Genomic DNA, 18,905 nt, shown 5'->3' on the forward strand with positions numbered 1-18,905 from the left:
AAGCTTACCCTCGAATAACAGCCCCAAGTTCTTCAGCTAATGCAGATACTATCTGATCAACCGTTTTGTTCACTTCTTCATCACTAAGAGTGTGGGAAGGATGCTGCCACGTCAAGCCCAAAGCAACACTTTTTTTAGATTCATCAATACCTTGACCTTGATAAACGTCAAAAACAGCCACTTTTTGGAAGGCCTCACCCGCATATTGAGCCACAATCGACTCTAAAGCACTTACAGGAATTTGACGATCAACGACTAACGCTAAATCTCGACGCACTTCAGGAAATTTAGATACCGCTGAATATTGAGGCAATTGGGCAGACAAAACAGCGTCCAGCTCAAGATCAAAAATATACACAGCTTGATTAATGCCAAGGTCTTTCGCGAACTGTGGGTGAAGCTCACCTAAGACTCCGACTTCCTTACCATCAATCAGAACTTTTGCAGATCGACCAGGGTGAAGATAAACGACATCTGCACGCTCAAATGCTGGAACCTGCCCCTGATTTAACTCAAATAGCGCCTCCACATGAGCCTTAATATCATAAAAATCAACACTCTCATTGTTATGATACCAACCTTCAGGAGAGCACGAGCCCGCAATGAGACCTGCAATACGCTCTTGCTGATCAAGCTCTGCCAATTTATCAACGCTACCTATAAAACGTCGCCCTGCCTCAAACAATCTAACTCGGGTCTGCTGCCTATTTTGGTTATACAGGTACGTTTTAACCAGACTAGGAACCAAACTCGGTCGCATCACCCCCATATCAGAAGAAATGGGATTCTCTAACGGCACAGGCGTAATATCAGGACAGAACTGTTTACTAAGAACCGGATCGATAAAGCTATACGTTACCGCTTCCTGATACCCATTAGCAACTAGCGTTGCTCTAACAGATTGAATCGGGGTTTTTGTCTCAGTAACCGGCTTGAAGTTAACAGCCGCAGTAGGCATAGAAGAAGGCAGATTGTCGTAACCGTAAATTCTAGCAACTTCTTCTATTAAGTCCGCTTCGATTTCAATATCAAATCGATGAGAAGGCGCAGCAATCACCCATTCGGTGTCCGACACACTGATTAAATCCATACCCAAACGAGTTAAGATTTCAGTTACTTGTGATTGCTCAAGAGCAATCGCTAAGTATTGATCCAATTTCTTGCGTCGTAGCGTTACTTGATTTGCCTTTGGCAAGTCAGCATCGTTAGCCACTTCAATTAAAGGCCCAACTTTACCGCCAGCGATTTCAACAATCAAAGCGGTTGCTCGCTCTATTGCTTTTTGCTGCAATGTCGCATCCACGCCACGCTCAAATCGGTGAGAAGAGTCTGTGTGTAAACCATATGAACGGGCTTTTCCAGCTAGCGCGATGGGTGCAAAGAAAGCAGATTCTAGGAAAATGTTTTGAGTACTGTCATTTACCCCTGACAACTCACCACCCATGATACCTGCCATTGCAAGCGGCCTTACTTCATCCGCAATAATCAGCGTATCTGGACGAAGTGTTATCTCTTGCCCATCAAGCAGGGTGATTTTTTCGTCTTGTGTCGCATTACGCACAACCACAAACCCATTTAAGTTAGCCAAATCAAATGCATGCATTGGCTGACCTAACTCAAGCATCACGTAATTGGTGATATCAACAATCGGGTCAATGGTTCTGATACCACTTCTACGCAGCTTTTCAGACATCCAAAGCGGCGTTTGAACAGCAACATTTACGCCGTTAATTACGCGGCCAATATAGCGAGGACAAGCCTCAGATGCTTCAACCTTAACGCTAAATGTATCGTCAACCTCAACATTTGAAGGTTCGATAACAACAGGTGACAAGTCCGTATTATTGAGAACACCAACTTCACGAGCTAAACCAGCGATACTCAGACAATCACTTCTATTAGGCGTTAAGTCGACATCGATAATCGCATCGTTTAAGCCCAAATATTCGCGGATATCTGTTCCAGTAGGCGCATCGTTAGACAATTCTAACAACCCGTCGTTATCGTCGCTAATACCAAGTTCCTCGGCAGCACACAACATACCAAAGGATTCAACCTGACGTAATTTGGCTTTCTTAATCTTAAAGTCAGCACCAAGAACAGCACCTACTTTTGCGAATGGAATTTTGATCCCTGCACGTGCATTTGGCGCGCCACACACAACCTGAAACTCTTCCGAGCCATCAGAAACACGGCAAACTTGCAATTTATCTGCATTCGGGTGTTTTTCTGCTGCTAAAATCTCGCCAACAACAACCCCTGAAAAGTCGCTTGCTACTGGCTCTACTTCGTCGACTTCCAGCCCCGCCATTGTTACCTGAGCAACAAGTTCATCGGTAGATATTTCTGGATTGACCCACTCTCTTAGCCAATTTTCACTGAATTTCATCTCTCTTCCTCAGACCGATTATTTAAATTGCGCTAAAAAACGCAAATCATTTTCGAAGAACATACGCAAATCGTCGACTTTATATCTCAACATCGCAAAGCGCTCAACGCCCATACCGAATGCAAATCCAGTGTATTTTTCTGAATCAATTCCAGACATTTCTAATACTTTAGGGTGCACCATGCCGCAGCCCAACACTTCTAACCAAGACTCTTCGCCTTTGCTATTGGTGCGCATAATGTCAACTTCAATTGAAGGCTCGGTAAATGGAAAATAGCTTGGACGGAAACGCGTCTTCAGATCGTCTTCGAAGAAAGCATTCAAAAACTCTTGTAAAATTCCTTTCAGATCAGCGAAAGATATATTCTCATCGATCAGCAAACCCTCAACCTGATGAAACATAGGCGTGTGCGTTTGATCAGAATCACAACGGTAAACGCGACCAGGACAAATAATACGAATCGGAGGCTGAGATTGCTCCATTGTCCTAACCTGTACAGGCGACGTGTGCGTTCTCAATACCGTAGTAGGATCGAAATAGAAAGTGTCCTGCATAGCTCTTGCAGGGTGATGCGCTGGAATATTTAGCGCCTCGAAATTGTGATAGTCATCTTCGATTTCAGGCCCGGACGCCACATCAAAACCAATTCCTTTAAAAAAGTTTTCAATGCGCTCCATTGTTCTCGTTACAGGATGCAATCCACCTACGTCCTGCCCTTTACCAGTCAACGAGATATCAATTGTTTCACTTGCAAGTTTTATATCAAGTGCAGCCTTAGCAAGCGATGCCTTGCGCTCATTCATTTTCTCTTGCACTTGAGCTTTAGCTTCGTTAACAAGCTGACCAAATTTTGGTCGCTCTTCAGGTGCAACGTTACCAAGCTGTTTTAATAAAGCTGTAAGCTCGCCTTTTTTACCTAGATACTTAACACGAATGTCATCTAGTGCTGACTCGCTATCAGACGCCGCCACAGCTTCGAGAGCGTTGGCTAGAATCTGGTTTAGGTTCTCCATTTCATACTCCAAAAAATAAAATAGGGGAAGAGCTTAGCTCTTCCCCTATTAAAGACTGCTATGAGTGACACCTAAATTACAAGTAAGTGTCACTTCAGGCACTACGTCAGAAATTAAGCCAAGCTAGCTTTCGCTTTTTCAACGATCGCTGCAAAAACTTCTTTTTCGTATACGGCCAAGTCAGCCAATACTTTACGGTCAATTTCAATAGAAGCTTTCTTAAGGCCAGCAATAAAGCGGCTGTAAGATAGACCATTGATACGAGCCGCAGCGTTAATACGAGCAATCCATAGTGCACGGAATTGACGTTTGCGCTGACGACGGTCACGGTAAGCGTATTGACCTGCTTTGATAACCGCTTGTTTCGCTACGCGAAACACACGGCTACGAGCACCGTAATAACCTTTAGCTTGCTTTAAAATCTTTTTGTGACGGCGACGAGCCTGAACACCACGTTTTACGCGAGGCATAATATAAACCCTTTAACTAATTAATTGACGAAATTTTTATAAACGATTAAACGTATGGAAGCATACGAACGATCAATGGTTTGTCGCACGCTGCAACTTGGTTCATAGAACGAAGTTGACGTTTACGCTTAGTCGATTTCTTCGTCAAAATATGACTAGTGAAAGACTGCTTATGTTTAAAACCGTTAGCGGTACGTTTGAAGCGCTTAGCTGCGCCACTGTTTGATTTAATTTTTGGCATGGTAAAACCACTCTCGCATTCGTTAATTTAAATATGATTTTGCTGTCTTTTCAGACTCAAATCACTTCTTCTTTTTGGGAGCCAGCACCATCGTCAATTGACGACCTTCCATTTTCGCAGCTTGTTCAACTACACCATATTCCTCTAAGTCTTGAGCGACTCGATTCATAAGTTGCATGCCAAGCTCCTGATGGGCCATTTCACGACCGCGGTATCGTAAAGATACTTTAGCCTTATCTCCACCTTCTAGGAAACGTATCAGGTTGCGGAGTTTTACCTGATAATCCCCTTCTTCCGTCCCTGGTCGAAACTTCATTTCTTTAACTTGGATCTGCTTCGCGTTTTTCTTTTGAGCGGCTTTTGCTTTTTTCTGCTCAAAAACGTGCTTGCCGTAGTCCATGATTTTGCAAACAATCGGATCTGAATCTGCTATCTGCACTAGGTCTAGTGCCGCAGCGCGAGAGGCATCTAGTGCTTCCTCAATCGAAACAACACCCACTTGATTACCGTCAGCACCGATTAAGCGCACTTCGGTAGCTGCAATGTTTTCGTTGATTTGAGGGCGCTGCTGTTTGCTATTACGCCCACGATTCATATTACCTTTTATGGCTCTATCTCCATTAATTATTTTCGACTACGACGAGCAACTTCATCACGAAGCAAATCTTCGAATTCATTTACACTCATAACACCAAGGTCTTCGCCCGAACGAGTTCGAACAGCCACCTTGCCATTTTCAACTTCTTTATCACCAACAACAATTAAGTAAGGGATACGCTGAAGAGTATGCTCGCGAATTTTAAACCCGATCTTCTCGTTTCTCAAGTCTAGTTTTGCTCTAAACCCATTAGAATTTAAAGTTTTTTCCAAATTCTCACAGTATTCAGTCTGGCGATCTGTGATATTCATGATCACAACCTGTTCTGGAGCCAACCAAAGAGGGAACGAACCTTCTGTCTCTTCAATCAGAATACCAATAAAGCGCTCTAATGAGCCCACAATGGCGCGGTGCAACATAACAGGTGTTTGACGAGAACCATCTTCGGACACATATTGCGCGCCCAAACGAGTTGGCATTGAGAAGTCAACTTGTATGGTACCACATTGCCATACACGACCAATAGCATCTTTTAACGAGAACTCTATTTTCGGCCCATAGAATGCACCTTCGCCTGGCAACTCTTCCCATTCAAGCCCAGCAACATCAAGCGCATCAGCCAATGCCTTTTCAGCTTTGTCCCAGACTTCATCCGAACCGACTCGCTGTTCTGGACGCGTAGACAAGCGATAGATAATATTATCGAAACCAAAATCAGCGTAGACTTCGTGAAGTAACTTAATAAATTCTGACACTTCGGATTGAATCTGATTCTCGGTCACAAAAATGTGTCCGTCATCCTGAACAAAGTTCCTAACCCGCATTATACCGTGCAAAGCGCCTGAAGGCTCATTGCGGTGACAAGAGCCGAACTCAGCCATTCTAAACGGCAGATCGCGATAGCTTTTAAGGCCTTGATTGTATACCTGTATATGACAAGGGCAGTTCATCGGCTTAACAGCATAATCACGGTTCTCGGAATGGGTCGTGAACATGTTCTCTTGGTATTTACCCCAATGCCCAGACTTTTCCCATAAAACTCTATCAACTATCTGAGGTGTCTTTACCTCTTGATAGTTATTATCAAGCTGTTTTTGACGCATGTACTGCTCAACAGCTTGATATAATCGCCAGCCTTTCGGGTGCCAAAACACCATGCCAGGCGCTTCTTCCTGAACATGAAATAAATCTAGCTTTTTACCTAACTTACGGTGATCTCGTTTTTCAGCTTCTTCTATACGAAGCAGATATGCTTTCAACTCTTTTTTATCAGACCAAGCCGTGCCATACACACGCTGAAGCATTTCATTATTTGAATCTCCTCGCCAGTATGCCCCAGCAAGTTTCATCAATTTAAAGTATCGAAGAACACGGGTATTTGGAACGTGTGGCCCACGACACATATCCATATATTCTTCATGACGATACAAACCGACTTCTGTTACAGACTCGTCCATATCATCGATAAGCTGAACCTTGTAACTTTCACCGCGCTCATCAAACTGTCTACGCGCCTCATCAATCGGTGTCATTGTTTTAACAACATCGTAATCTTTTTTGATCAATTCAGCGATACGCTTCTCGATCGCCGCCATATCATCAAGAGTAAACGGACGCTCGAACGCAATGTCGTAATAAAAACCTTCATTGATGACTGGGCCGATTGCCATTTTAGCCGTTGGATACAACTGCTTAACAGCATGACCAACCAAATGGGCAAATGAGTGACGAATAATTTCGAGACCTTCCTCATCCCTCCCCGTCACAAGACTCACATTTGAATCTTCACTAATAACTTCACAGGCGTCTACAAGTACACCATTGATTTTTCCAGCGACGGTGGCTTTAGCAAGACCGGGACCGATATCCTCGGCAACTTGCATTAATGTTACAGGCTCTGAAAAAGTACGTTGACTGCCATCCGGCAATGTAATTACAGGCATTTTTTTCCCCTATCGGAGTCAGTGGTGCTCCATACCAAAGAGCACATGGAATTTTGAGCGATATAAAGTAACACTTTTTGTCAAAACATGCGAACCCCATTAGCTTAAGCAATCAACCAAATAGCGGCAAAATATTGCAAATAAATCAATCTTTTTTTCTACAATTTAGGCATGGACTTTCTCTACGCCCGAGGTAAAATGACGGCCGTTTCACAAACAATCAGCTCAAAGGCCCTATGGATCATTCTCTTTTAGACAACTACTGCTCAGATACAACACAATCTGAGCCAGACCTACTAGTTGAATTGATAGAAAAAACTCATTCAGACATGGGCTATCCAAATAAACTGTCTGGAAAAACCGTCGGCAGAACCCTGAAACTTCTCGCTAAACTCGCCAGCCCTAAAAGAGCGCTAGAGATTGGCATGTTTACAGGATATTCAGCCCTTTCTATTGCAGAAGGGATGGCAGACGACGGAGAACTCATTTGCTGTGAAACCAACCCTCGAGCAATTGAATTTGCGCAACGTTTTTTTGACCGCAGCCCTTACGGTCATAAAATTCAAGCTAAGTTTGGCCCTGCTCTTGAAACAATACAGTCGCTAACCGGCAATTTCGATTTTGTATTCATTGATGCAGACAAACGAAACTATTTAAATTATTACGAGGCTGTTGTCCCACTAGTTCGCTCAGGCGGACTTATTGTAATAGACAACTCACTCTGGCAAGGACGCGTTTTAGAACCCATTGAGAACAGCGATATTGCAGTCGATGCTGCAAATAAACGCGTTCTTAACGACGAGCGAGTCGAAAACGTACACTTAAATGTCCGTGACGGCTTAAACCTTATCGTCAAACGTTAAACCACATAACTAGAACCTCTCTCTCTACTATCTTTACCCAAGATGGTTTGGGGAGTTATTTGCTATTAAAAAGTTAATTTAGAGGCAACGATCTTGGTCGTTTTTAAGATTACTAACACGATTACCGGAAAAAATTATATTGGAACGTCTTTCAACAGCGGGTTCCAACGTTTCGAGCAGTATGTTGAGGCCTCCGCAGATGAGGACTTAACCTACCCTCTATACGAAGACATTCGCGCAAGCGGTCCAGATGCCTTTGTCGTTGAAGAGTTATTCGAAACATCTGACAAAGAAGAGCTTTACGAGTTAGAAAAAGACTATGTCTCAATCTACAATGGCGAAAGCCTTCGCGGCTACAAAATTGGCCAAAGCTCTGTCAAAGCAAAAACGTTCGACTTCGGCAAAAAAGCGATGTTCGACACCAGCGGCAACTCAACAGCAGAACCTGTTAAAAAGACCGCTAGAGGTGGCCGTAAAGCCGCTGCCACAAAAAAAATAGATCTTCCAGAGAAACCAGAACCAACACCTAGCGCAAAGTCTTTCTTTGGTGAGCTTATTGGGGAAGACCGACTGGACACACCAACCACAGCAACCGCTAGCGATCCAAAAAAACCGTCAGAAGTGACACAGGTGAAGCGTACAAAAGCGAGCTCAGCCAGCCTACAAAGAATGCTGAAAGAAGCTGAAAAGCAAGCTAAGAAAGAAAGAGAAGACAAACTAAAAGCTGCCCAGCAAGAACAGGCAGAAGAGATGGCGATGATTATGGCAAAAATCGACATCACATCCAAAACGGCAACCTCTGCTTTCAGAAGAAAGAAAGGCTAACCGAAACACGACATAACACCAAAAAAGCCAGCTTATTTAAAATAAGCTGGCTTTTTTGCACTCAACATTTAAATACCGATTAAGCGCGAGCCTTTTTAAGCGTTTCCGAAATCATAAACGCCAATTCTAAAGACTGATCCGCATTCAATCTTGGATCACAATGAGTGTGATATCGATCTGCCAAATCAGCTTCAGTTACTTGGAATGCGCCGCCAACACATTCAGTCACATTTTGACCTGTCATTTCGAAATGCACACCACCAGGATAACTGCCTTCCGCCTGATGAACTTCAAAGAACTGCTGAACTTCACGCAACACATCATCCACTCGACGAGTCTTATAGCCCGTGCTCGCCTTCAAGGTATTTCCATGCATCGGATCACTACTCCAAACAACATGCTTACCTTCTTTTTGAACGGCCTGAATGAGTTTCGGCATGCCATCAGCCACTTTATCCGCCCCCATGCGAACAATAATATTTAGACGTCCTGGAATATTATTCGGGTTCAGAATATCACACAGTCGAATTAAGTCTTCAGGGTCCATTGATGGGCCAGCTTTAAGACCAATTGGATTTTGTACACCACGAAGAAACTCAACATGAGCACCATCTACTTGGCGCGTACGATCTCCAATCCAAAGCATGTGTGCAGAACAGTCATACCACTCACCAGTCAGGCTATCTTGACGAGTCAAAGCTTCCTCATACGGCAACAACAAGGCCTCATGAGATGTGTAGAAATCGGTCTCTTTTAGCTGACTAACACCCTCACCAATTCCGCACGCTTCCATGAACTGCAATGCATCATCAATTTTATCCGCAATCCCTTGATAACGAGCACCAGCTGGACTTACCTTCAAAAAGTCTAAGTTCCACTTGTGCACTTGATGTAAATCAGCAAAACCACCCTGAGCAAAAGCACGCAACAAATTCATTGTAACCGCACTCTGATTATAGACTTTCACCAAACGTTCAGGATCCGGAATACGCGCTTCAGACGTGAAATCAATACCATTAATAATATCACCGCGGTAGCTCGGCAGCTCCACACCATTAACAGTTTCTGATGCAGCAGATCGTGGCTTAGCAAATTGCCCTGCCAAACGCCCAACTTTTACTACAGGACATTTACCAGCATAGGTCATGACAACAGCCATCTGAAGCATAACCTTAAAAGTGTCGCGGATATTATTCGCGTGAAACTCCGCAAAACTCTCAGCGCAATCTCCGCCCTGTAACAAAAAAGCCTCTCGATTTGCGACTTTCGCCAGATTACGGCGCAACTGCCTTGCTTCTCCAGCAAAAACAAGAGGGGGCATTCCTGATAAGGTTTTCTCAACTGAATTTAGCTTCTCTTGATCAGGGTATTCAGGCTGTTGCAGCGCTACCTTAGATCTCCAACTACTTGTACTCCATCCACTCATTTTTTCACTTCACTCAAATTATTTATAATACTCATACGACGATACTGAAACACACAAAAATACTTAACGAGCAACCACCCAAAGTATCTCCGCATCTTCCTCAGACACCGATACAACCATGTGCCCCATAGCTGCATCATAATACACACTGTCCCCAAATTTTAATTCAATTGGTTCATAAAACTCAGAGAAAAAATTTATTGTACCTGACAATACCAGCAAAAACTCCTCACCATCGTGCCGAATCCATTCTTTAAACTCTTCAATAGATCTAGCTCGCACCCTTGTCTTAAAAGGAACCATTTTTTTACGGCTAATAGAAAAGTTTAAAAGTTCATGCTCATAGGTCGAGGTAGGGTGAGGCTCCCCTTTGCCTTTGCGCGTGATATCTCGCCTACCAGCAATAGATTGATCTGAAGATTCGACAAACAGTTGAGGCAAGTCCATCCCCAACCCTTTTATCAATTTTTGAACAATAGTAAAGCTAGGAGACACTTGGTCATTTTCAATTTTTGATAAAGTCGAGCGGGCAATGCCCGTCCTTTGGCTCACCTCTTCTAACGTCCAACCCTTTGTTAACCGTATTTCCTTAACACGCTTTCCAAGCTCAAGTGGCTCAACAAACTTATCCGGCTCTGCAGATGTTGCCGTTTCCAACGAAGGGCGACTAACCATTTACTCTCCCAATACCTAGTAAAAAACACCCACTACGGCGCACAAAAATCACGTTTCGAGCTGCTTTACGACCTACAACTCACTCTCATTCTACTAGCAACAGATTTAAGCAAATTGACTCATTGCCGCTTCACATCGAGACAAATCAAAACCTTTTGCCTCAACAAACTGGCGCAAATCAGAATAATCCCCACCCAGTTTGACTTCAGACAACACCCAAAGAACAGAAGAGCGCGTTCCGGTGCGACAAAAGCTAAGTGTTTTCTTACCTAACGCAATTGACTCACCCTGAACATCAACATGGTGCTGAGTCAGCGTCTTAAAATCATACATATTAGAAACAAACTGCATTCCAAGCTCTTCAGCTCTTTTAGCCAAATCACTAGACAGAGGCTGATCTTCCGACTCACCATCTGGGCGGTTATTAATAATCAATTCCACACCGTCAGAAGCCGCAGTCTCAATATCTCTTAGCGTAAGTTGAGGAGAGACCCAATAATTTTCATTTAGTTTAGTAATTGCCATAACCTTTCCTATACTTTGGTTTCTACAGTTTAATGTCCGCACTTTCACTTAGACACTCCTGAATTCAAGTTTGAAGTGCGACACTTTTCATTTCAAGCCGCTAAGCACATCTCTTTAAATACGACTGCTGGCTGCTTGAACCCTAAACACTTTCTTGGACGATAATTGATACGTGTCATCGCCCAGTGAATGACGTCCTTTTCAATCTCTCTTAAATCTGTTCCTTTCCGCACACATTGCCTTAAAAGGCCGTTACTGTTTTCGTTCGCGCCACGCTCCCAAGAACTATAAGGGTAGGCAAAATAGACTTTTGCATCCAGCGCTTCTTCAACCTTCGCATGATGAGCAAACTCTCTACCGTTATCTGCTGTAATCGTATGCACGTGATCTTTAAAGGGCATTAATAACTCTATTGTCGCTTGGGCAACATCTATGGCAAACTTTGAATTCACTTTCTTTATCAAGTAAAAACGCGTCGTTCGCTCAAGTAGAGTGACAATCGAGCCTGTTCCACTTTTACCTAAAACCGTGTCTATCTCCCAATCCCCAAAACGTTTTCGCGTATCGACAATATCAGGACGATCTTCTATGGATACAGCGTTCTTTATGACGTCATCTTTTGTTCGTTTGCCTTTCCGATAGCGCTTATGACCCTGTCTTAAGTGTCGGTAAAGTGTTCCGTTGAGCCTTTTATCATCATGAATGTACTGATGAATCCACTCGTGACTGACTGGAACTCCACATAGTCTCAATGCGTTAGATACTTGCTCTGGACTCCAGTCAAACTCAATAAGAGTCCGTATATAATTGATCGTTGTTGGTATTCGATACTTTGCAGACCTCTTTCGTCTTGTTAGACAAAGAGTATGTGCTTCCTTAGGGCAATAGTGCTTCGCTTGCTTGTTACGCCTGAATTCACGATAAACCGTGTCTTTATGGCACTTAATGGCATTAGCGATATCAGACACTGACATTTTTTGTTCTAAAAGAGCGGAAATCTGGTATCGTTTCCCTTCAGTCAACTGCTGATAATTCATGTTTGTACTGCTTGTTTTTGTGGTGAAAAGAAGCGCACCAACTTCAGCAGTTGGCTTCTTCTAAACCTGTCTTGCAGTGTCGCACTTATTATCTGAATTTAGGCTTTAACTTCGATAAAGAACCTTTATGAGATGGAAACCAAATTGGGTTTTAACTGGCCCCTGCACTGCTAACAAAGGCCCTTTAAACGCCGCACGGTCAAAGGCAGACACCATCTCTCCCTTACGAAACTCCCCTAAGTCTCCCCCTCTTTTTCCAGAAGGACAAAGAGAGTGCTTTTTAGCAAGCTTGTGGAAATCTTCGCCTTTATCTAGACGCTCCTTCAGCTGTTCAGCTTCTGCTTTACTCTTAACCAAAATATGGCATGCACTAGCCGTCGCCATCTGCTCTCCAAAAACTAATAAATCTAAACGCTAAAGTATAACCTGTTATCGAAGATGATTGTTATCCATTTACGAACGAAAAAGCCAACTTGAAGCAAGCCTAAAGATAACAATAGGTATCATTTACTAAAGATAATGACTACATTTTGTAACAGGCTTCCACACCGAACATTGATATTCTTAATACTGATGTAAACATGAGAGACTTATTCAAAATGAAACTGATTGCAGATGCACAAGAGCTATCAATCGTCCTAATAGAGCCGTCGAAAGCTCAACAGAAAATTATCGTTAACGCACTGCGCGAATCAGGGGTCTCGGACATTGATGTAGCCGACAACGTAGCATCAGCCTCGAATACACTAGCAATGCACACTCCCGACTTAGTAATCTCTTCAATGTACCTTGAAGACGGCACAGCGGACGATGTCATTAATTTCATTAGAACAACACCAAGCACCGCTGACGTTCCGTTTATGCTGGTTTCAAGCGAACGAAAAAGGGAGTCACTTGAATATCTTCGACAAAACGGACTACTCGCCATCTTACCAAAACCATTCTCTCGTGATGATTTAGATACAGCCATCAAAGCAACCCTAGATCTAAACAACGAAGAAGAAATAGAATTAGAATTTTTCGACCCTCGAGAGCTAAAAGTGCTAATCGCTGATGATAGCAATATGGCACAAAAACACATTTCTCGTACACTCCAATCAATGGGAATAATGTTCATAGACCGTGCAGACGATGGCCGCGCTGCCCTCGAACTCCTCGAAGAAAATACATACGACCTGATAATCACAGACTACAATATGCCTGAAATGAACGGTGTTGAACTCGCAAACTATGTAAAAACGTCATCGAACCATTCTCACATCCCTGTATTAATGGTTAGCTCAGACGCGGATACCCCCCAGCTTTCCAATATCGCAAAAGGTGATGTCGACGCTCTTTGCGATAAGACATTTACTCCCACGACAATAAAGACACTCTTACACAATTTGCTTGGTTAAGTGTTAACCGCATAATCAACAAGAACAAAAAAAGGAAGCAAATGCTTCCTTTTTAAAATATAGGGCCACAAATAAAACTAACTCTTTAACAATAAGCTTCTATCAACTCATCAACGATAACCTGATTGGCCGCTGGAAAATCCAACTCAGCCAACATTTTCAAATCAAACCAAGAAACCTGTTGGTTTTCAGCTCCAGTTGGTTCTCCTTTAAAATCGTCAACCAGATAGAAATACAACACGACAAGCTTATCGCCGTAATCATGACGCACTTCTTTAAACAGCTCTGCGGAACCCACCGTGATACCACACTCTTCTAACAATTCACGACACAACGCATCATAAGAGGACTCAGCAGCTTCGCATTTGCCTCCAGGAAACTCCCACAACCCTCCTTGATGCTGCGCTTCGTCTCTGAATGCCAGAAAAATACGATCTCCTCGCTTAATAATACCTGCAGAAACCTCTACTTGCTTCACGTTCTGTATTCCGCATTGATCGTAACGTACTCATGAGACAAATCGGTCGTCCAAACGGTATCTTTACATTCACCAACACCCAAATCGATTACAATTGTAATCTCTTCTGGATTCATGGCCGCTTGACCTAACTCTTCCGTGTAGCCATCAGATCGACCACCTTCAGAAACAATTAAGCATCCGTTAAGTGAAATATTCACACGATCAACATCTAAATCAGCAATAGGCGCACGACCAACGACAGCAAGGATACGCCCCCAATTCGGATCAGAAGCAAATAACGCCGTTTTAACAAGGGGAGAATGGGCAATTTCAAAGCCAACTAAAGCAGCGTCTTCTTGTGATTTTGCCCCAACCACCTGAACCGTCACAAACTTTGTCGCACCTTCACCATCTCGAACGATAGCATGAGCAAGCTCCTGCATTACCTCAGTAAAAGCTTGCTCAAAAGCCAGACCCAATTCCGTTTGAATATTCGTTATTTTTTCATTGCCCGCTGCACCAGTAGCCACCGCAATACACGAATCATTTGTAGAGGTATCGCTGTCTATAGTAATGCGATTAAAGCTTTTATCTGTCGTTTTTTTCAGAAGGTCTTGCAAAACATTCTGATCAATTGAAATATCAGTAAAAACATAGCCCAACATAGTGGCCATGTTAGGACGAATCATACCCGCCCCTTTTGAGATCCCACCGACAGTATAATGTTTTCCGTTAACTTCAAATTGACGGTACGCGCCTTTAGGTCGCGTATCTGTCGTCATAATACCTTCACCGGCATCCTGCCAATTACCGTAATCCAATGATGCCAACGCATTAGGTAGCACATCGACAATTTTATCTGTTGGCAACGGCTCTCCTATCACACCTGTCGAAAACGGCAGTACCTCAGAGACCTTACACCCAACAATAGATGCCAATGATTCACAGGTTGATAACGCACCTTGATAACCTCGCTTCCCCGTTCCAGCATTGGCATTTCCAGTATTAATAACCAGATACCTCGGAACGGATTGCAACAAGTGCTCACGACACAAACGAACTGGCGCTGCGCAAAAAGCATTTTGCGTAAAAACGCCTGCTACGCTCGCCCCTTTATCAATCTCAAAAACAACAAGATCTTTACGAGACGCTTTTTTTATCCCTGCTTCAACGACAGCGAAACGCACACCACTGATATTCGGAATAGCGGGAAAAGAACCCAAACCTACAGCCATATTTCCCTCCTTATACCAAACGTCCGTGACATTGCTTATATTTCTTTCCTGAGCCACATGGGCAAGACTCATTTCTGCCAACTTTCGGAACTTCAGACTGTTGCTCTGAAGCGGAAGAAGCACCTTCTCCAAAAGCCGCCGCTTGCTGGTGCTGAGCGCTCATTTTTAACGGCTCTTCTTGCTGCTGCCTAGCCTCTTCTATTTTTTGCGCCTCTTCTGGAGACTGCACTCGCACGCGAGCAGTAATCTGAACAACTTCGTATTTAATTTGTTCTAATAAATTCTGGAACAACTCAAATGATTCACGCTTATATTCTTGTTTAGGGTTTTTCTGAGCATAACCGCGAAGATGAATACCTTGGCGCAACATATCCATTGTTTGGAGGTGTTCTTTCCACAATGTATCGAGTACTTGCAACAAGACCTGCTTCTCAAATGCTCTAATTGAATCAGAACCTGCAACCTCTTCTTTCGCCTTATAATCCTCTATAAAACCATCAAGAATTCTTTGACGCAAAGGCTCTTCATAAAGCTTCTTATCGGCTTCCACCCAAGCTTTAATTGCAAGCTCAAGTCCAAACTCGTTTTTGATCTTTTCTTCTAAACCGTCCAGGTCCCATTGATCAAACATGCTTTGAGGCGGAATAAACTCATCGATAACCCCAGCCACCACTTCTTCACGCATAGATTCAATTGCACCTGACAAATCATCAGATGACATCATGTCATAACGCTGAGTGTAAATTACTTGACGCTGATCGTTAGCAACATCATCGTACTCAAGAAGCTGCTTACGAATATCAAAGTTTCTTCCTTCCACTTTACGCTGAGCTTTCTCAATGGCATTAGAGACCATTTTGTGCTCTATCGCCTCGCCCTTTTCCATACCCAGTGCCTGCATCATTTTCTTAATACGATCAGACATAAAGATACGCATCAGGTTATCTTCAAGCGACAAATAGAAGCGAGATGAACCGACATCACCCTGACGACCCGCTCGACCACGAAGCTGATTATCAATACGACGAGACTCGTGGCGCTCTGTACCAATAATATGTAGCCCACCTGCAGCCAATACCGCCTGATGTCTAGACTCCCAATCAGACTTAACAGCCTCAATTTGCGCCTCTGTTGCGTCCGCACCAAGTTCCGCCAACTCCGTCTGTAGGTTGCCGCCCAAAACGATGTCAGTACCACGACCCGCCATGTTTGTCGCAATTGTCACCGCGCCGGAACGACCTGCACCTGCAACGATTTCAGCCTCACGTTCATGGTGTTTAGCATTTAATACATTGTGCTCAATACCTACTTTATTTAGGTATCCAGAAAGCAGCTCAGAGTAGTCAATAGAAGCAGTACCGACCAATACTGGTCGCCCTTCTTTTACAACGACCTCAATATCTTTAACGATGGCCTCGAACTTCTCTTGGGTCGACATATAGATCAAGTCATTGTGATCTTTACGTTGAACCACTTTGTTCGTCGGAATAACCACAACAGTCAGCCCGTAAATTTGCTGAAACTCATAAGCTTCTGTATCTGCCGTCCCAGTCATGCCAGACAATTTTTCATAAAGCCTGAAATAGTTCTGAAATGTTGTCGAAGCCAGTGTTTGACTCTCTGCCTGGATAGCGACACCTTCTTTTGCCTCGACAGCCTGATGTATACCTTCAGACCAACGACGACCAGCCATAGTTCGACCCGTATGCTCATCCACGATAACGACTTGACCACCTTGAACAACATAGTCAACGTTCTTTTTGAAAATAACATGAGCTCGCATAGAAGCATGCACGTGATGCAGCAGCGCCAAATTAGATGCAGAATACAAACTATCGCCTTCCTGCAGCATTTCTTGCTCTACCAACCAAGCCTCTACAAACTGATGCCCGTCTTCGGTAAGCTCGATATTTTTCTGAGCTTCATCATAGGTGTAGTGACCCGTTTCATCACCCTCTTCCTCTTGCTTAACAAGCAATGGAATAAGCTGATTAATCTTTTTATATTGCTCAGAACTGTCTTCTACAGCTCCAGAGATAATAAGTGGCGTTCTTGCCTCATCGATTAGGATAGAGTCAACTTCATCAACCACAGCAAAATGAAGATCACGCTGAACGCGGTCCTCCATTCTAAAGATCATATTGTCGCGCAAGTAGTCAAAGCCAAACTCATTATTTGTGCCATAGGTAATATCGCTCAAATAAGCCGCTCGCTTTTCTTCCTTCTCTTGCCCAGCATAGACAACACCGACACTTAGATCGAGAAATTCGTACAGTGGGCGCATCCAGTTAGCATCACGCTTTGCTAGATAATCATTGACTGTAACGACATGAACACCTTTCGAAGTCAATGCATTAAGGTATACAGCCAAAGTAGCAACAAGTGTTTTACCTTCACCCGTGCGCATTTCTGCTATTGAGCCATTATTGAGAACCATTGCCCCAATCAGCTGAACATCAAAATGTCGCATACCCATGATTCGCTTACTCGCTTCGCGAACGGTTGCGAAAGCCTCAGGAAGCAGGGAGCCCAAGGTCTCGCCTTTCTCTAAGCGCGACCTAAAGTCGGATGTTTGCGCCATTAACTCATCATCACTAAAAGCAGAGTAGCGCTCTTCTAGCTGATTGATCTGATTAACAACTTTTCTGTATTTTTTAACTTCTCGGTCATTCTTTGTACCGATAACTTTCTTAATGACTGTTCCTAGCATCTTATTTCAACGTCGCTAAATTTATAGTGGTTAGAGTTTAACATGGTAATGTGGGGCAAAACATGAAATAACAAGCATATATACACAAAAAAGCCAGACATTTGTCTGGCTTTTTTGTGTATAAACAACTAAATGCTTAATTTACAATCAGTTAATTCGCAGCAACAGGCTCTACAAATGAAATGGGCATCACTTGAGCCTCATCTTCAAATGAAACATATTCCCACGCATCCTGACGCTCAAGCAAAGCTAGCAGTAGCTTATTATTTAGAGCATGCCCTGATTTATGAGCCTTATACTCACCAATCAAACTATGTCCTAGTAGATATAAATCGCCAATCGCATCCAAAACCTTATGGCGCACTAGCTCATCTCTATAACGCAATCCTTCGTCATTCAGAACTTTAAAGTCATCAAGAACAATGGCGTTATCCATATTAGCGCCACGAGCCAAATCATTGTTTTTGAAGTACTCAAGATCTTTCATAAACCCGAACGTACGAGCACGACTGATTTCTTTCACAAAAGTCGTTGTAGAGAAATCAATCGAGGTATTCTGAACATCTTCACCAATAGCAGGATGATCAAAATCGATCGTAAAAGTCAGCCTAAAGCCAGAATGAGGCTCAAGGATGGCATATTTATCCCCTTCCTCTACTCGAATCGGCTTGGTGATACGAATAAACTTTTTCGGTGCGCTTTGCTCTTCAAGACCAGCAGATTGCAGCAAGAACACGAATGGACTAGCACTTCCGTCCATTAGAGGAATCTCACTTGCACTCACCTCAACATAAGCATTGTCTACACCTAATCCCGCCATCGCAGACATTAGGTGCTCTACCGTACTTACTTTAACGTCGTCAGAGCACAACGCTGTCGCAAAATTTGTCGACCCAACAGCACGCGCATCGCCAACTATTTCTACCGGTGGCTCAAGATCAGTCCGAACAAACACAATACCAGTATTGACTGGCGCTGGTTTGAGCGTCAAATACACTTTTTCACCAGAGTGCAAGCCAACCCCAGTAGCGCGGATAATATTTTTCAGTGTGCGCTGACGTACCATTATTTTCCTACAATTTCATTACAGATAGTTA

The 18,905-nt window shown here is 43.4% G+C and carries 18 protein-coding genes; 3 read left to right on the forward strand and 15 right to left on the reverse strand.

Features of this window, described 5'->3' with window-relative positions; all coding sequences use genetic code 11:
- Positions 1 to 4: 4 nt before the first annotated feature.
- The 6 genes from pheT to thrS form a co-directional block, all read right to left on the reverse strand.
- Positions 5 to 2,389: a phenylalanine--tRNA ligase subunit beta gene (gene pheT / locus MARME_RS12565; protein ID WP_013661635.1), complete on the reverse strand. Its 2,385-nt coding sequence runs from the start codon at positions 2,387 to 2,389 to the stop codon at positions 5 to 7.
- Positions 2,390 to 2,407: 18 nt separating this feature from the next.
- Positions 2,408 to 3,403, reverse strand: a complete 996-nt coding sequence (pheS, locus tag MARME_RS12570) for a phenylalanine--tRNA ligase subunit alpha (RefSeq protein WP_013661636.1) — start codon at positions 3,401 to 3,403, stop codon at positions 2,408 to 2,410.
- A 113-nt stretch (positions 3,404 to 3,516) separates the two neighbouring features.
- The gene (rplT, locus tag MARME_RS12575; protein WP_013661637.1) at positions 3,517 to 3,873 is read right to left on the reverse strand and encodes a 50S ribosomal protein L20; all 357 of its coding nucleotides are present in this window, start codon (positions 3,871 to 3,873) and stop codon (positions 3,517 to 3,519) included.
- 46 nt (positions 3,874 to 3,919) lie between these two features.
- On the reverse strand, positions 3,920 to 4,114 hold the full coding sequence (gene rpmI / locus MARME_RS12580; protein ID WP_013661638.1) for a 50S ribosomal protein L35: 195 nt from the start codon (positions 4,112 to 4,114) through the stop codon (positions 3,920 to 3,922).
- 61 nt (positions 4,115 to 4,175) lie between these two features.
- Positions 4,176 to 4,709 (reverse strand): translation initiation factor IF-3, encoded by a 534-nt coding sequence (gene infC / locus MARME_RS12585; RefSeq protein ID WP_013661639.1) that lies wholly within the window; start codon positions 4,707 to 4,709, stop codon positions 4,176 to 4,178.
- A 29-nt stretch (positions 4,710 to 4,738) separates the two neighbouring features.
- Entirely contained in the window at positions 4,739 to 6,655 is a 1,917-nt protein-coding gene (thrS, locus tag MARME_RS12590) for a threonine--tRNA ligase (RefSeq protein WP_013661640.1), read from the reverse strand.
- A 236-nt stretch (positions 6,656 to 6,891) separates the two neighbouring features.
- On the opposite strand from thrS, the gene MARME_RS12595 reads away from it, so the two are divergent.
- Both MARME_RS12595 and MARME_RS12600 read left to right on the forward strand, forming a co-directional pair.
- Positions 6,892 to 7,518, forward strand: a complete 627-nt coding sequence (locus MARME_RS12595) for an O-methyltransferase (protein WP_013661641.1) — start codon at positions 6,892 to 6,894, stop codon at positions 7,516 to 7,518.
- A 93-nt stretch (positions 7,519 to 7,611) separates the two neighbouring features.
- On the forward strand, positions 7,612 to 8,343 hold the full coding sequence (locus MARME_RS12600; protein ID WP_013661642.1) for a GIY-YIG nuclease family protein: 732 nt from the start codon (positions 7,612 to 7,614) through the stop codon (positions 8,341 to 8,343).
- A 79-nt stretch (positions 8,344 to 8,422) separates the two neighbouring features.
- Here MARME_RS12600 and MARME_RS12605 read toward each other — a convergent pair whose 3' ends face one another.
- From MARME_RS12605 to ppiC, 5 genes are all read right to left on the reverse strand, one after another.
- Positions 8,423 to 9,769, reverse strand: coding sequence for a class II 3-deoxy-7-phosphoheptulonate synthase (locus MARME_RS12605; RefSeq protein WP_013661643.1), 1,347 nt, complete (start codon positions 9,767 to 9,769; stop codon positions 8,423 to 8,425).
- A 63-nt stretch (positions 9,770 to 9,832) separates the two neighbouring features.
- Positions 9,833 to 10,444 carry a helix-turn-helix domain-containing protein gene (locus MARME_RS12610; RefSeq protein WP_013661644.1) on the reverse strand — a complete coding sequence of 204 codons (612 nt, stop codon included), beginning with the start codon at positions 10,442 to 10,444 and terminating at the stop codon, positions 9,833 to 9,835.
- A gap of 105 nt (positions 10,445 to 10,549) precedes the next feature.
- A complete protein-coding gene (locus MARME_RS12615) occupies positions 10,550 to 10,969 on the reverse strand; it encodes a TIGR01244 family sulfur transferase (protein ID WP_013661645.1) in 420 nt (139 codons plus the stop codon).
- Between the two features lie 92 nt (positions 10,970 to 11,061).
- On the reverse strand, positions 11,062 to 12,006 hold the full coding sequence (locus tag MARME_RS12620; RefSeq protein WP_013661646.1) for an IS30 family transposase: 945 nt from the start codon (positions 12,004 to 12,006) through the stop codon (positions 11,062 to 11,064).
- Positions 12,007 to 12,111: 105 nt separating this feature from the next.
- On the reverse strand, positions 12,112 to 12,390 hold the full coding sequence (gene ppiC, locus MARME_RS12625; RefSeq protein WP_013661647.1) for a peptidylprolyl isomerase PpiC: 279 nt from the start codon (positions 12,388 to 12,390) through the stop codon (positions 12,112 to 12,114).
- A gap of 215 nt (positions 12,391 to 12,605) precedes the next feature.
- On the opposite strand from ppiC, the gene MARME_RS12630 reads away from it, so the two are divergent.
- The gene (locus MARME_RS12630) at positions 12,606 to 13,403 is read left to right on the forward strand and encodes a response regulator transcription factor (protein ID WP_013661648.1); all 798 of its coding nucleotides are present in this window, start codon (positions 12,606 to 12,608) and stop codon (positions 13,401 to 13,403) included.
- Between the two features lie 85 nt (positions 13,404 to 13,488).
- Here the strand turns inward: MARME_RS12630 and mutT are convergent, their stop codons facing one another.
- From mutT to lpxC, 4 genes are all read right to left on the reverse strand, one after another.
- Positions 13,489 to 13,881, reverse strand: a complete 393-nt coding sequence (mutT, locus tag MARME_RS12635; RefSeq protein WP_013661649.1) for an 8-oxo-dGTP diphosphatase MutT — start codon at positions 13,879 to 13,881, stop codon at positions 13,489 to 13,491.
- Positions 13,878 to 15,098, reverse strand: coding sequence for a bifunctional glutamate N-acetyltransferase/amino-acid acetyltransferase ArgJ (argJ, locus tag MARME_RS12640; RefSeq protein WP_013661650.1), 1,221 nt, complete (start codon positions 15,096 to 15,098; stop codon positions 13,878 to 13,880). The genes mutT and argJ overlap by 4 nt, the downstream gene beginning before the upstream one ends.
- A 10-nt stretch (positions 15,099 to 15,108) precedes the next feature.
- The gene (secA, locus tag MARME_RS12645; RefSeq protein WP_013661651.1) at positions 15,109 to 17,808 is read right to left on the reverse strand and encodes a preprotein translocase subunit SecA; all 2,700 of its coding nucleotides are present in this window, start codon (positions 17,806 to 17,808) and stop codon (positions 15,109 to 15,111) included.
- Between the two features lie 151 nt (positions 17,809 to 17,959).
- Entirely contained in the window at positions 17,960 to 18,874 is a 915-nt protein-coding gene (lpxC, locus tag MARME_RS12650; protein WP_013661652.1) for a UDP-3-O-acyl-N-acetylglucosamine deacetylase, read from the reverse strand.
- Between the last annotated feature and the right edge of the window lie 31 nt (positions 18,875 to 18,905).

The organism is Marinomonas mediterranea MMB-1, assembly GCF_000192865.1.
Taxonomy (GTDB): Bacteria; Pseudomonadota; Gammaproteobacteria; order Pseudomonadales; family Marinomonadaceae; genus Marinomonas; species Marinomonas mediterranea.